This window comes from Arthrobacter sp. Leaf337 (assembly GCF_001423745.1).
In the GTDB taxonomy this organism is placed as follows: domain Bacteria; phylum Actinomycetota; class Actinomycetes; order Actinomycetales; family Micrococcaceae; genus Arthrobacter.
The window spans coordinates 257,592-271,943 of record NZ_LMPC01000029.1 but is presented as its reverse complement, the minus strand read 5'-3'; the positions used below and the strand labels follow the sequence as shown (position 1 = coordinate 271,943).

The 14,352-nt window shown below is 66.9% G+C and carries 12 protein-coding genes and 1 pseudogene; 10 read left to right on the top strand and 3 right to left on the bottom strand.

Going from position 1 to position 14,352, the window contains the following annotated elements:
* Positions 1-206 precede the first annotated feature (206 nt).
* Complete coding sequence (locus ASF98_RS20915) at positions 207-878, bottom strand: MSMEG_4193 family putative phosphomutase (RefSeq protein WP_055806232.1); 672 nt, start codon at positions 876-878, stop codon at positions 207-209.
* 93 nt (positions 879-971) lie between these two features.
* On the opposite strand from ASF98_RS20915, the gene ASF98_RS20910 reads away from it, so the two are divergent.
* The 4 genes and pseudogenes from ASF98_RS20910 (at position 972) to ASF98_RS20895 (ending at position 6,332) form a co-directional block, all read left to right on the top strand.
* Positions 972-2,360 carry a sigma 54-interacting transcriptional regulator gene (locus tag ASF98_RS20910; protein WP_055806229.1) on the top strand — a complete coding sequence of 463 codons (1,389 nt, stop codon included), beginning with the start codon at positions 972-974 and terminating at the stop codon, positions 2,358-2,360.
* 46 nt (positions 2,361-2,406) lie between these two features.
* Positions 2,407-4,410: a vWA domain-containing protein gene (locus tag ASF98_RS20905; RefSeq protein ID WP_055806226.1), complete on the top strand. Its 2,004-nt coding sequence runs from the start codon at positions 2,407-2,409 to the stop codon at positions 4,408-4,410.
* Between the two features lie 80 nt (positions 4,411-4,490).
* A pseudogene (locus ASF98_RS20900) lies at positions 4,491-5,157 on the top strand (GntR family transcriptional regulator).
* Positions 5,154-6,332: an MFS transporter gene (locus ASF98_RS20895; protein WP_055806221.1), complete on the top strand. Its 1,179-nt coding sequence runs from the start codon at positions 5,154-5,156 to the stop codon at positions 6,330-6,332. Before ASF98_RS20900 ends, ASF98_RS20895 begins: the two are co-directional and overlap by 4 nt.
* A 28-nt stretch (positions 6,333-6,360) precedes the next feature.
* On the opposite strand, the gene ASF98_RS20890 is transcribed toward ASF98_RS20895, so the two are convergent.
* Entirely contained in the window at positions 6,361-7,092 is a 732-nt protein-coding gene (locus ASF98_RS20890; RefSeq protein ID WP_055806219.1) for a GntR family transcriptional regulator, read from the bottom strand.
* A gap of 147 nt (positions 7,093-7,239) precedes the next feature.
* On the opposite strand from ASF98_RS20890, the gene ASF98_RS20885 reads away from it, so the two are divergent.
* The 6 genes from ASF98_RS20885 to eda all read left to right on the top strand — a co-directional run bounded on the left by ASF98_RS20885 (position 7,240) and on the right by eda (position 14,009).
* Positions 7,240-8,622: an MFS transporter gene (locus ASF98_RS20885; RefSeq protein WP_055806216.1), complete on the top strand. Its 1,383-nt coding sequence runs from the start codon at positions 7,240-7,242 to the stop codon at positions 8,620-8,622.
* Positions 8,619-9,653, top strand: a complete 1,035-nt coding sequence (locus ASF98_RS20880; protein ID WP_055806213.1) for an L-idonate 5-dehydrogenase — start codon at positions 8,619-8,621, stop codon at positions 9,651-9,653. The genes ASF98_RS20885 and ASF98_RS20880 overlap by 4 nt, the downstream gene beginning before the upstream one ends.
* Before the next feature lie 82 nt (positions 9,654-9,735).
* Positions 9,736-10,947 carry a D-mannonate dehydratase ManD gene (manD, locus tag ASF98_RS20875; protein ID WP_055806210.1) on the top strand — a complete coding sequence of 404 codons (1,212 nt, stop codon included), beginning with the start codon at positions 9,736-9,738 and terminating at the stop codon, positions 10,945-10,947.
* A gap of 47 nt (positions 10,948-10,994) precedes the next feature.
* Positions 10,995-11,924 carry a PfkB family carbohydrate kinase gene (locus tag ASF98_RS20870; protein ID WP_200939429.1) on the top strand — a complete coding sequence of 310 codons (930 nt, stop codon included), beginning with the start codon at positions 10,995-10,997 and terminating at the stop codon, positions 11,922-11,924.
* A gap of 71 nt (positions 11,925-11,995) precedes the next feature.
* Positions 11,996-13,381, top strand: a complete 1,386-nt coding sequence (locus ASF98_RS20865; RefSeq protein ID WP_200939418.1) for a mannitol dehydrogenase family protein — start codon at positions 11,996-11,998, stop codon at positions 13,379-13,381.
* On the top strand, positions 13,374-14,009 hold the full coding sequence (gene eda, locus ASF98_RS20860; RefSeq protein ID WP_055806203.1) for a bifunctional 4-hydroxy-2-oxoglutarate aldolase/2-dehydro-3-deoxy-phosphogluconate aldolase: 636 nt from the start codon (positions 13,374-13,376) through the stop codon (positions 14,007-14,009). The genes ASF98_RS20865 and eda overlap by 8 nt, the downstream gene beginning before the upstream one ends.
* Positions 14,010-14,034: 25 nt before the next feature.
* Here the strand turns inward: eda and ASF98_RS20855 are convergent, their stop codons facing one another.
* Positions 14,035-14,313 (bottom strand): YciI family protein, encoded by a 279-nt coding sequence (locus tag ASF98_RS20855; protein ID WP_055806201.1) that lies wholly within the window; start codon positions 14,311-14,313, stop codon positions 14,035-14,037.
* Between the last annotated feature and the right edge of the window lie 39 nt (positions 14,314-14,352).

Genomic DNA, 14,352 nt, shown 5'->3' with positions numbered 1-14,352 from the left:
GTCCAGGTCATGGGGCCGTGGCCGCTCACACGAGCGGCCACGGGTAGCGCATGCCGGTGCGGTCCACCGGCAGGACCCCTGCCCGCAGCAGGCGCTGCACAGGTAGGCCGCGCCTTCCCGGCGGTATAGCCCGGTGTCGAAATCGAAGAGCGGGCGTTCCCCGGCTTCGGGCTTGTAGACCGGGCCCTGAGTCGACACGCCCTGAGTCACGGCGCCCTCAGCCCGTTCAAGGGTTCCAGGGTCGAATTCACCATGAGGACTGCAGGGGGCCGACCCTCGCCGTAGGAAATGACCGAGACCGAGCCCGGGCTGATGAGGATCCGCTGGAAGTGATCCAACTGAGTACCCAAGGCGTGGGCCACGGCCGCCTTGATCGGGTCGGCATGCGAGAAACACACGACGACGCCCCCGGCGTGGGCGGAGCGCATCACCTCAAGTGCTCCGACTATCCGCGCCTGCATCTCCGCGAAGCTCTCGCCGTTCGGGAAACGGAAAGTTGACGGGCTGTTCCGTACGGCCTGCCAGTCCGGCAGGACCGCCAGGTCGGCGAGCGCGACGCCGGTCCACTCGCCGTAGTCGCCCTCGATCAGGCCGGCGTCCTGGTTCACGTCACGCCCGGTGGAGGCTGCCGTGGGCTCTGCCGTCTCGCGGGTGCGTTCCAGGGGTGAGGAGTAGATGGCGTCGACGCCAAGACCCGCGAGCCGTTCCGCGACCCGTACTGCCTGGACCCGTCCGCGCTCGGAAAGATGCAGTCCCGGGGCCCGGCCCGGCAGCACCGTGCCCGTCGTCGGCGTCTCCCCGTGGCGCACCAGAAGGACGAGGGTGTCCTCCGGTCCCGGGGGTGGAGTGGACGGTGCCGACGCCGTTGCTGCAGTCATCAAAATCCAGCGTAGGCCGTGGCGCGGACCCGCGGGTGAAAAACCGGGGAAATTCCCTCGATTCCCCGCACAGTGGAGGTCTACGGTAGAGAGGTGAGTGATCGTCCCGATATCTTCACCGTTGGCGAGCTGCATGCCGCCGGCCACGTCCACAAGGATTTGCGCCACGAGATCCGCGGCAACCTGCTCGCCGCGCTCGCCGCCGGACGTGATCCGTGGCCGGGGATGTACGGTTTCAGCCGGACCGTCCTTCCCCAGCTTGAGCGCGCCTTGATCGCCGGGCACGACGTCGTATTGCTCGGCGAGCGGGGACAAGGCAAGACACGGCTCCTGCGAACCCTGGTCGGGCTGCTTGACGAGTGGTCGCCGGTGATCGAGGGCTCGGAACTGAACGAACACCCCTTCGAACCGATCACGGAACACTCCCGCGCCCGTGTGCTCACCGAAGGCGACCGGCTGCGTGTTGCCTGGCGCCACCGCTCGGAACGTTACGTTGAGAAGCTCGCCACGCCGGATACCTCCGTTGCCGACCTCATCGGCGACGTCGACCCGATGCGGGTGGCCGAAGGCCGGCGGCTGGGGGACCCGGAAACCATCCACTACGGCCTGGTTCCGCGCTCCAACCGCGGCATCATTGCCATCAACGAACTGCCCGACCTCGCCGAGCGGATCCAGGTCGCAATGCTGAACGTCATGGAGGAACGCGACATCCAGATCCGCGGCTACGTGCTGCGGCTGCCCCTCGACGTGCTCGTCGTCGCGTCCGCGAACCCGGAGGACTACACCAACCGCGGCCGGATCATCACGCCCCTGAAGGACCGCTTCGGCGCCGAGATCCGCACCCACTACCCGATAGAGCTCGACGACGAGGTGTCCGTCATCCGGCAGGAGGGGCGGCTGGTGGCCGACGTCCCGCCCGTCATCCTCGAGATCCTTGCCCGCTACACCCGGGCGCTGCGGCTATCCCCGGCCATCAACCAGACCTCCGGAGTTTCGGCACGGTTCGCCATCGCGGGTGCCGAAACCGTCGCCGCCGCAGCGCTGCGCAGGGCCAGCGTGCGCGGTGAGGACGAGGCGGTCGCTCGGATCATCGACCTCGAGCCCGCCGTCGAAGTCCTCACGGGCAAGATTGAGTTCGAATCGGGCGAGGAAGGGCGGGAACAAGCCGTCCTCGACCACCTCCTGCGGACTGCCACAGCTGAAGCCGTGCGGGCGCACTTTCATGGGATCGACCTCGGCCCGCTCGTTGCCGCGCTTGACGGTCACAGGACGGTGACCACGGGGGAACACGTCACCGCGCGGGAGTTCCTCGAAAACCTGCCGGCCCTTGACTCGTCCAGCCTCTACGACGAGATCAGCGGACGCCTCGACGCCAGGAACGACGGGCAGCGCGCCACCGCAATCGAACTTGCCCTGGAAGGTCTCTACCTTGCCCGGCGGATCTCCAAGGAGTCCGACGACGAGGAGACGATTTACGGCTAGCAAGTAAGCCACAGCAAGAAAATACGGCTAGGGGATAGGCGGCATCATGAACGCTCACAGCCGGTCCAAATACGGCCGGTACAGGGGAGGACCCGACCCGCTCGCACCGCCGGTCGACCTGGCGGAGGCGCTTGACGCGATAGCCGAGGACGTCATGGCCGGCTACTCGCCCCGGCACGCCCTGCAGGAGTTCCTCCGGCGCGGAGGCCGACACCGGGAAGGCCTGGACGACCTCGCCGGCCGCGTACAACAGCGCCGGAAAGAACTCCTGAGCCGCCACCGGCTGGACGGCACCCTCAGCGAGGTTCAAAAGCTGCTCGACACCGCAGTGCTGGAGGAACGCAAGCAGCTGGCCCGCGACGCCATGATGGACAACACCGACCGCGCACTCAGGGAGATGCAGCTGCAGAACCTGCCTTCATCCACGGCGGCAGCGGTCAACGAACTCGCCTCCTATGACTGGCAGTCGAGCACCGCACGGGAAGCCTACGAGCGCATCAAGGACCTGCTGGGCCGTGAGGTCCTCGACCAGCGGTTCGCCGGCATGAAGCAGGCGCTCGAGAACGCCACGGATGAGGACCGCGCGGCGGTGAACGAGATGCTGCGGGACCTCAACGAACTGCTGGACAAGCACCGGCACGGCGTAGACACCGACGCGGACTTTCAGGAGTTCATGGCCCGGCACGGACACTTCTTTCCGGAAAATCCACAATCCGTCGAGGAGCTGATCGACGCGCTGGCCCAGCGTGCAGCCGCGGCCCAGCGGCTCCTGCAATCCATGTCCCCGGAGCAGCGCGACGAGCTGATGCGCCTGTCCGCCCAGGCATTCGGCTCGCCCGAACTCATGGCGCAACTCGATCAGCTCGACTCCAGCCTGCGTGCACTGCGCCCGGGAGAAGACTGGAATGGCTCCGAACGGTTCGAGGGTCAGGAAGGGCTCGGGCTGGGCGACGGCACCGGCGTGCTTCAGGACATCGCCGAACTCGACGAGCTGGCCGAACAGCTCTCCCAGTCCTACAACGGATCACGCCTTGATGATCTGGACCTTGACGCGCTGGCCCGCCAACTCGGGCAGAATGCCGCCGTGTCGGCCCGCACCCTCGCCGAAATCGAGCGGGCCATGCAGGACGGTGGCTACCTGCGGCGCGGCGCCGACGGCGACCTCCGGCTGTCCCCGCAGGCCATGAGACGGCTCGGCAAGTCACTGTTGCGGGACACCGCCAAACAGCTGTCCGGCCGGCAGGGGCGCCGGGACACGCGTGTCGCCGGGGCAGCCGGCGAGGAAACGGGCTCCAGCCGTCAGTGGGAGTTCGGCGACGCCGGGCCCTGGGATGTTACACGCACCATGACAAACGCAATCCGCCGGACCGTGGCCGACGGCGGCGACCCGGGCCGCGGATTACGGCTTCGAGCGGGTGACATCGAGGTGACGGAGACGGAGGCGCGCACGCAGGCCGCCGTCGTCCTGCTCGCCGACGTATCGTTTTCGATGGCCGCCGAAGGGCGGTGGGTACCGATGAAGCGCACCGCACTCGCCGTGCACCATCTCGTCTCCACCCGGTTCCGCGGGGACCGGCTGCAACTGATCACGTTCGGCCGCTACGCGCAGACCATGGACATCGGCGAACTCACGGCCCTTGCATCACGGCGGGAGCAGGGAACCAACCTGCATCACGGCTTGCTGCTGGCCAATCGCTTCTTCCGCCAGCACCCGTCAATGCAGCACGTCCTCCTCGTGGTGACGGATGGCGAGCCCACCGCGCACCTGTTGCCGGACGGGGACTCGTGGTTCGACTACCCGCCGGCCCCGGAGACCATCCGCGTCACGATTGCCGAGCTCGACCGCCTTGGCCGGGCAGGAACCCAGGCCACGTTCTTCCGGCTGGGCGATGATCCGGGCCTCGAACGGTTCGTCCAGCGCATGGCGCGCCGAATCGACGGCCGGGTGGTGGCGCCGGAAGCCGGCGACCTCGGGGCTGCCGTTGTGGGGGAGTACCTCCGCGCTCATTTCCGCGGCCGTCCCTTCGACGACGCCGACTGGGCTTCTTAGGGCAGCTTCCCGGGCCTTCACCGTCACCAGCGATCGTATTTGTATAGTTGTATACAAGTACACGAGCGTGGAGGTCCCCAGTGGTCGAATCACAGTCCCGGAATACCGGAGCGCACCTGGTCTACGGCGAGCTAAAACGCCGGATCCTCAGCCTGGAACTGAAGCCGGGGGGAGCGGATCTATGAACCGGCAATGGCGACGGCGCTTCAGGTCAGCCGGACGCCGCTGCGGGAGGCAATACGGCGGCTGATCTCGGAAAGCCTGCTGGAACAGCAATCCACGGGAGGCGTGCTTGTCCCGACGCTGGACAAGGGAGTGATCGCCGAGCTGTACGGCGTCCGCGCCGCCCTGGAGTCCCTGATGGCCCGTGAGGCATGCGCCAAAGCGACGCCGGCCGATATCGCGAACCTGGAGGGGATCGTGGAACGCAATGCGGCCATGGTGAAGTTCGCCGACGAAGCCATGAAGTACGGAATGGCTCTGCACACCGCCATCGGGGACATAGCCGGAAATTCCTGGGCGCAGCGGTTTCATGACCAGGTCTCCAGCCAGATGGAACGCTATCGCCACTTCACCAACAGCACACAGGAACGCCGCGACCACGCTCTCGCCGAACACCGCATCCTGGTGGAGACCCTTGCCTCGGGCAAGCCGGAAGCGGCCGCCAAGATCGCTTTCGACCATGTCGTCGGCGCCCGGGACGCAGCGGTGCGTGCCGTCTCCGGCACCGCCCCCGTCCTCCCGTGATCGGCGAACTGGGCCGCCGTTCGGCGCTGGCACTTCTCCTTCATTCGACGCTGATCCAGGCCGTGACGTTCCTGGTCCGGCCGGCAACCACCTACCGGGCGCTGGAACTGGATGTTCCCGGATATGCCCTCGGGGTCCTCGCGGCCAGCTACGCCGTCTTTCCCCTGCTGCTGGCCGTCCCTACCGGCGCCCTCGTGGACCGCTTAGGCGAGCGGCGGCTCATGGTGATCGGATCCGCCGTCGTGCTCGGCTGTTCCATTTTCCTGCTGTTCTGGGGAACCTCAGTCCCCGCGTTGGTTGTCGGCACGGCGCTGCTGGGCGCAGGCCAGCTGGCATGTGTTGTGGGGCAGCAGGCCGTCGTGGCGAACAATGCCGTGGCGTCAGGGCTTGACTCCGCGTTCGGATACCTGACCTTCGCGGCGTCTTTGGGGCAGGCGCTTGGCCCGCTGGCAATCTCCGTGGTGGGCGGAGCTTCCGTCCGCCCGGACACGCAGGCAATTTTCTTCCTCTCTGCCGGCATGAGCCTGGTTCTCTTCGTGACCACCTTCATGATCTCGACGAAGGCCACCGGAAGGAAGTCCGCCGTCACGGCAACGGACGGCTCGCAGGGAAGCGTTGCATCCTTGCTCAGGACACCGGGGCTGGTCCGGGCACTGGCAACCAGCGCCACGGTGCTGGCCGTGGTGGACCTGACGGTGGTTTACCTGCCTGCGCTCGGTACGGAGCGCGGCTTCAGCGCGGCCACGGTGGGCCTCATGCTCGCGGTGCGGGCCGGGTTCTCGATGGTTTCGAGGCTGGGGCTCGGGCGCCTGTCCCGGAGATTCGGCCGGGGGCGGCTCATGGTTTCAAGCCTGGCGCTCTCCACCGTCGCACTGGCCGTCGCCGCGATTCCGATGTCGGAGTGGCTGCTCTTCGTGGTGATGGCCGGACTGGGCCTGGGGCTGGGCATCGGCCAGCCGCTGACCATGTCCTGGCTTTCTGCCCAGGCCCCGGACGGACAGCGCGGAAAGGCTCTGGCCCTGCGGCTTGCCGGGAACAGGGTGGGGCAGGTGGTACTGCCCAGCGCCATCGGGGTTGTGGCCGCCGGGCTCGGGGCGGCCGGAGTGTTCCTGGCGTCAGCGGTTGTTGTGGGCGGAACGCTCCTGCTGGTCCGCGGCGTCCGCCTGGATGACTAGCTATCGCCTCTGTCCGACGCCGTGTGCCTCATGCCAGCCGGGCGACACTTCGGCGTGTGGGCCGCAGGGCGGCGCCGTCGGAAAAAAGTTGCGGCGTTGCCTGCTGAATCCGCTGGACATCCTCAAAAACGCCCCGCAGGTGCAGCCGCAGGGAGCTGTCGGCGTCCGCCAGGTTCCTGGCTTCAAGCGCGTCCACCACTGCAGCGTGCTGCTGGATCAGGGTTGCTATCGGCCTGGTGTCCAGAAGGCTCAGGCGGCGTGCACGGTCCAGATGCGCCTTGGCCGAGTTGACCGCGGCCCACGCGGATTCGTGCCCTGCAAGCCTCAGGAGCTCGCGGTGGAAATCTTCGTCCAGCCGGAAGAACTCATCCACGTCGCTGGCGGCATCAGCGTCCGTTTGACTTTTGAGTATCACGCGGAGTCCGGCAATTCCCGCTTCGTCGACCGATAGGTCGCGCAGGGACGCGCATTCAATGGCCTCGCGGACAAACTGAGCCTCGGATACCCGCCCGAGGTCCACGAGCGAGACAAAGGAACCGATCTGCGGGTACACCTGCACCAGTCCCTCCTCCCTGAGCAGAATCAGACTCTCCCGGACCGGCGTGCGGCTGACACCTAGTTCCTGCGCGAGCTCATTCTCGGAGAGCGGCTCACCCGGAGGTAGCTGGAGGGAAATAATGCGACGCCGCAGCGTCTCCAGGGTCTGGTCACGCACAGAGAGCCGCGGGGACTGTCCCTTGCCGGGTTTATGGGATGCCATGCCCCCAGTCTATTCTCTTGACACACTAGAATGGTAGTGCTTGTATGGTAGTAGTTAGCGAGGTGCCGCCGGTCACAACGACCAACCGCCGGCCTTCTTCCTTTCAATCACCCCCTTCATTTTTCATCGCCTGCAAAGGAGCACCAGATGACTGAGAGCATCGCGCCGCCCACCGCCCGGCCGGAGACCAAACCCACCAAGGAACTGGCAAAGGTTGCCGTTTCCGGATGGCTGGGAACCGCCATGGAATTCATGGATTTCCAGCTCTACTCCCTGGCAGCAGCCATCGTCTTCAACAAGATCTTCTTCCCCGACGTCAGCCCGGTCATTGGCCTGATCGCCGCGATGGCAACCTACGGCGTCGGCTACGTTGCCCGGCTCGCCGGCGCCGTCTACTTCGGCCGCATGGGCGACAGGATCGGCCGCAAGAAGGTCCTCTTCATCACCATCGCGCTGATGGGTGCGTCAACAACCCTGATCGGCGTTCTCCCCACCTACGCGATGATCGGGATCTGGGCCCCCATCCTGCTGGTCGCACTGCGGCTGGCACAGGGCTTTGGCGCCGGCGCCGAGATCGCCGGTGCCACTGTGATGCTGGCCGAGTTCGCCCCGTCCCGCCGCCGCGGCCTCATCTCCTCCCTCGTGTGCCTCGGCACGAACTCCGGGACGCTCGCCGCTTCGGCGCTCTGGGCGCTTCTGGTGAGCACACTTCCGGAGGACCAGCTGTTGAGCTGGGGCTGGCGCATCCCGTTCCTGTTCAGCTTCGTACTGATGATCTTCGCCGTGTGGGTCCGCCGCTCCCTCAAGGAAAGCCCGGTCTTTGAACAGCGGGCCGATGTTGTGGACGGCGTGGCACTCTCCAAGCGGGAAATCGCCGCGGCAGACGAGCTCGCCAAGACCAGCACCATCGAAGCCGCCCTGCACCAGCGCAAGGGAAAGGCCTTCCTGATCGCCCTGGGCCTGCGCTTCGGGCAGGCCGGCAACTCGGGGCTGGTCCAGACATTCCTGGTGGGCTACCTCGCCACAGTCCTGCTGGTGGACAAGAGCGTGGGCACCACCGCCATCGTGTACGGCTCGCTGCTTGGCTTCCTGACAATCCCCGTCATGGGCATGCTGGGTGACCGCTTCGGCCGGCGGCCCCTCTACCTGGTGTTGAGCACGCTGACCGCCCTGTTCGCCATCCCCATGATGCTGATGGTCACCAGCGGAAACACCGCACTCATCACCATTGCCATGGTCATCGGCCTCAACCTCGGCGTGCTCAGCCTGTTCGCCATGGAAAGCGTCACGATGGCCGAGTTCTTCGGAGCCCGCACCCGCTTCACCCAGCTCGCCCTGGCCAAGGAAATCGGCGGCATCCTCGCCACCGCCATCGGCCCGCTGCTGGCTGCAACCCTCACTGCCATCACCGGGCACTGGTGGCCGCTTGCTGCGATGCTCATCGGCTACTCCCTGATCACCCTGATCTCAGCCTTCGTTGGGCCCGAAGTCCGCGGCCGCGACATGGTCCGCCTGGAAGACGCTGTATGAAAGCCGTCGTAGTTCACGGAGCGAACGACCTCCGCATCGACGACCGGCCCGAGCCCGTTGCCGGCCCCGGTGAAGTAATCATCGACGTCGAATGGGGCGGGATCTGCGGCTCGGACCTCTCCTACTGGCGACACGGCGCCTCGGGGACGGCGGCGCTGAAGTCGCCGCTCGTCCTCGGCCACGAGGTCGCCGGCCGGATCGCCCAGCTGGGCGCCGGAGTACGGAACCTCGACGTCGGCCAGCCTGTCACGGTACATCCGGCGGAACTCGTGGGGGACGGCATCATGCCGGACCGCCTGGCCGGACGCGCCAACCTGTACCCGCAGATCAGGTACTTCGGATCCGCAGCCTTTGACCCGCACACCGACGGCGGGTTCAGCGAACGCAAGCTCGCCAAGGCAACCCAGATCCGGCCGCTGCCCGACGGCGTGGACACCCTGCACGGCGCGCTTGCCGAACCGCTCGCCGTCGCCATGCACGCAGTCCGGAGGGCAGGACCGCTGACCGGCAAGGACGTACTGGTCAACGGTGCCGGACCCATCGGCTCGCTGGTGGTTGCAGCAGCCAAGTTCGCCGGCGCCAGAAGCGTCATTGCCGCCGACATCAACGACTCCGCGCTGCAGATTGCGAAAGCCATGGGCGCGGACCACGTAGTGAACGTGTCCGGCGGCGGCAGCCTCCCGGAGGACATGGAACTGGTCTTCGAGGCGTCCGGCATCCCTGCGGTGCTGGGCGGCGTCCTGCGCGCCACCGCCCGCGGCGGAACGCTCGTCCAGGTCGGCAACCTGCCCGGCGCACCGGCCCCCGCAGCGCTCGGTGACCTGGTGACGCGGGAGATCACGTGGATCGGCTCGTACCGGTTCGTTGATGAGATCAGCGACGCCCTCCGGGCCATGGCCTCGGGGCTGGACCTCTCCCCGGTTATTACGCATACGTTCGGGATCGACCAGGCGGCGGAGGCCATGCGCGTCTTCGGCGATCCGGCGTCCGGGAGCAGCAAAGTCATGCTGCGGCTCAGCCCGACTGAGTAGCAGCAGGTGTCGTTTCGGCGGCTCAAAACGACACCTGCTGCGACCTACTTGCATCCATCCCACACATCTGAAGGACCAACCAGTGAAGATCACCGACGCACGGGTAGTGGTTTCGTCTCCCGGACGGAATTACGTCACGCTCGTTATTGAAACCGAGGACGGTATCACCGGCATCGGCGACGCCACCCTCAACGGCCGCGAGCTGGCCGTGGCGTCCTACCTCTCGGAGCACCTCTGCCCGCTGCTGATCGGCCGTGACGCGCGCCGGATCGAGGATGCGTGGCAGTACTTCTACAAGGGTGCCTACTGGCGCCGCGGACCGGTGACCATGACGGCGATCGCTGCCATCGACGTCGCCCTCTGGGACATCAAGGGCAAGGCCGCCGGCATGCCGGTGTACGAACTCCTCGGTGGTGCCGCCCGCGAAGGCGTCATGGTCTACGGTCACGCCAGCGGCTCAACCCTGGAGGACCTCAGCGCCGACTTCCAGCATCACCTGGACCTCGGCTACAAGGCCATCCGTGCCCAAGCTGCAGTTCCGGGGCTGGAGAAGACGTACGGAATCGCACCGGTGGACGGCAAGACGTATGAACCTGCCAGCGGCAACGTGCCGCAGGAGGATATGTGGGAGACCACGTCCTACCTGGACTTCGCACCGAAGATGATGGCGCACGTGCGCGAACAGTTCGGCTACGGCGTGCACGTCCTGCACGACGTCCACCACCGCCTGACGCCGATCGAGGCCGGCCGGCTGGGCGCGTCCCTGGAACAGTACCGCCCGTTCTGGATTGAGGACCCCACCCCTGCCGAGGACCAGTCCGCGTTCCGCCTGATCCGCCAGCACACCACCACGCCCATAGCTGTCGGTGAGGTGTTCAACTCGATCTGGGACTGCCAGCAGCTAATCACCGAGCGGCTGATCGACTACATCCGTACGTCCGTTTCGCACGCGGGCGGCATCACGCACTTGCGCCGTATCTTCTCCCTCGCGGACCTCTACGGGGTGCGCTCCGGATCGCACGGTGCCGGCGATCTCTCCCCGGCTTCGTTCGCCGCCGCCCTGCACGTGGACATGAGCATCCCGAACTTCGGCGTCCAGGAATACATGGGCCACCGGGAACCCGCCAACGAAGTGTTCACCACCTCGTTCACCTTCAACGACGGCTACATGCACCCCGGGGACGCTCCCGGCATCGGCGTAGAGTTCAACGAGGACGCGGCCGCCCGCTTCCCCTTCGACCCCAAATATCTCCCCATCAACCGGCGGCTCGACGGATCGGTGCACGACTGGTGAACAACGCAATGCCCGAAAACGAGAACCAGCCGTTCGACGTCGTCGTCATGGGTGAAATCCTGGTGGAGGTGGCTACCGACGTGGCGTTCGGCCACGGCGTGCCGGCCCGGCTCGGCATTTCCGGCGACGCCCTGAACGTCGCCGCTGCTGCCGCCGCGGCGGGAGCCCGCACCGGGCTGCTTGCAGTGCTGACCGACGACGACCTCGGCCAGGCGGTCGCCGCCAGGATCGCGGAACTCGGCATCTCCACCAGCCTGCTGAAGTTCAGGACCGGACAGCAGGGCGTCTACCTGGTGCACTCCGATCCGGAAGGGCAGCGCGAGTTCTCCTACGCCCGCAACGGAAGCGTCGGGTCCAGCCTCGGCCCCGACGACGTCGACCCGGCCGTGTTCGCGTCCGCCGGCGCCGTGGTGGCCGGCGGAATCGCGTGCGCCATTTCTGACACATGCCGGGCGGCGGTCTTCAAGGCTGCCGATCTTGCCGGCCGCTTTGTGTTCGATCCCAACTTCCGCCCCCGGCTCACGTCCGTGGAGGACGCGACGGCGGCGCTCCTGCAGCTCGCGCCGCAGAGCCACCTGGTGACCCCGTCCTTTCCCGGCGAAACGTCTGCCCTGCTGGGCAGCGCTACGCCGGCCGAGGCTGCCGCCAGGCTGCGTGGCCTCGGCGCCACCAACGTGGCCGTGACCTGCGGCGCAGAAGGAATCCAGCTGGAGGGCGAGGGGCTGGACAGCACGTGGATTGACTCGATCCCTGCCCCAGCAGTGGTGGACCAGACCGGGGCCGGTGACGCGTTCGTCGGCACCTTGTCCGCCCGGATGGTGCTGGGCGATACCCTTCCGGAAGCAGCCCGGCTTGGTGCAGCGGCGGCATCCCTGGTGGTGGGCGGCAAGGGCGGCACCGGCTTCATTCCCACCCTTGACCAGACCCGCGCCCACGCGGCCGGCGCCGCCAAAGGAGAACTGACATCGCACGCCTAAGCAACGCCGCGCTTGCAGCCGCCGGCACCCGGAAGGCACTGCTGCCCCGCGAAGACCTTCGTCCCGGCATCGTGCACCTTGGACTCGGAGCCTTTGCCCGCGCCCACACCGCGGTATTCACCGAAAATGCCATGCTCGCATCCGGCGATTTCAGGTGGGGGATCGTGGGGGTGACCCAGCGTTCCGATACCGTCGTGCAACAGCTGGCGCCGCAGGACGGCCTGTTTACGGTCGCCGAACGGGGAAACGGCGCGTCCCCGCTCCGGGTTGTTTCCAGCATCGTGGAGGCCGTTTCCGGGAGGGACCACCCGGAAGCGGCGGTGGACCGGATCGCCGCCGCCTCCACCCAGGTCGTGACGCTGACGGTGACTGAGAAGGGCTACCGGATGCATCCGCAGACCGGATCACTTAACACCGACGACGAACAGGTGCAGGCGGACCTCGCCGGACACCCGCCGCAGACAGCCATCGGGCAGATCGCCCGTGGCATCCAGCAGCGGGCCCGCACCGGCGGAGGTCCGCTCACTGTCCTCTCGTGCGACAACCTCCCGGGCAATGGTGAACTCACCGGCACCCTGGTCCGAGCCTTTGCTGCCGCACTCCCGGACGCTGAATCCGGGCCGTTGGTTGCCTGGCTGGACGCCAACGTGACGTTCCCGAGCACCATGGTGGACCGGATGGTGCCAGCCACCACGGAAGGCGACCTTAACGCCGTCGAACGCGAACTGGGGCTCCGGGACGAGGCTGCCGTAGTGGCTGAACCCTTTATGCAGTGGGTGATCGAGGACAGCTTCGCCGGTGACCGGCCGGCGTGGGAGGAAGCCGGCGCAGTCTTCAGCACCGACGTTGCGGCCTGGGAAGCAGCCAAACTGCGCCTGCTCAACGCCAGCCACTCCATGCTGGCCTATCTTGGGCTGGCCACCGGCAAGGCGACCATCAGCGACGCCGTAGGAGAGGACGCGTTCCGCGCAGCCTGCAGCCGCATGATGGCGGAGGACGCGCTGCCCACCATCGAACTTCCGCCCGGGCTTGACGGTAAACGGTACTGCGCACAGGTCCTGGAGCGCTTCGCCAACACGGCCCTCGGACACACCACCGCCAAGGTGGGCAGCGACGGTTCCCAAAAAATCGGGCTGCGGCTGCTGACTACAGTCCGCGCAACCCTCGACGCCGGCCGCGAACCCCGCTGGGCTGCCCTCGCCGTCGCCGCCTGGATGCACCACGTGGCGTCCACCCCGACGTCGGAACTCAACGATCCGCTCGCGGCCGGGCTCCACGCCGTATTGACGGTGACGCGCTCGGCGGAAACTGTGGTGCCCGCGCTGCTTGGCTTCAGCAGCATCTTCGACGGCGAACTCGCGGTCCATCCCGGATTCACTGACCTGCTCCTTCACTGGTACCGCCTTATCGACACCCACGGCCTGGAAGGCCTGAGAAATGAGATCAACCATGGCTGACGCCACCAGCGTCCTGCACGTTTCACCCGTCATTCCTGTGGTCACCATCGAGGACCCGCAACACGCTGTTCCGGTGGCCCGGGCACTGGCCGACGGCGGCGTCCGCATCATCGAACTCACCCTCCGCACAGCGAGTGCCCTGACGTCGATGAAGCTCATTGCCGAAGAAGTGCCTGAGATCCTCGTCGGGGCGGGGACCGTGCTGACTCCGGGCCAGGCCGATGCCGCCGTCGCCGCCGGCGCGCAGTTCCTGGTCAGCCCGGGCGTTACCCCGTCCCTGCTGGACCACCTTCTGACGCTCGGCGTGCCCGTCCTGCCGGGTGTTGCCACCGTGGGCGAGGTCATGGGCGTCCTGGAGCGCGGCCTGACCGCCATGAAGTTTTTCCCCGCCGGACCGGCCGGCGGCCCCGACTATCTCGCGGCCATCGGGGCACCCATCCCGCAGGTGCAGTTCTGCCCGACAGGTGGCGTCAGCCTTGGCTCCGCACCCAAATACCTTGCTTTGCCGAATGTCGCCTGCGTGGGCGGCAGCTGGCTTACCCCTCGCGGGGCAATCGAGAATGGGGACTGGCAGCAGATCACCACACTCGCGCGCGAAGCTGCCGGACTTGGGCTGAACCAGGGCTGAACTCGGCGGTAGCGGAACGGGGCACTTACTCGAAGCGCACGGCATTCCACTCGAGGATGCGTGGTTCCGCGAGGCCCTCCGTAACGAACGGATCTTCGGCCATGAACCGCTCGGCATCCCCGCGGGAGCTGAAGATGCCCATCGACCCGGCGGTCGGATCCGTCGTTTGGAACGGGCCCAGCGCGATGAGTCCGCCGCCGGCAGCGCGGAAGGCTTCGAAGTAGGCCTTGTGGCGGGGGTACGTTTCCATCATGCGCGAGCGATCGGCCCCTGCACGCAGGCTGTACATCACGACGAATTCCATGTGAGTGATCCTACTCCGGGGCCACAGGCCGGATTTCTG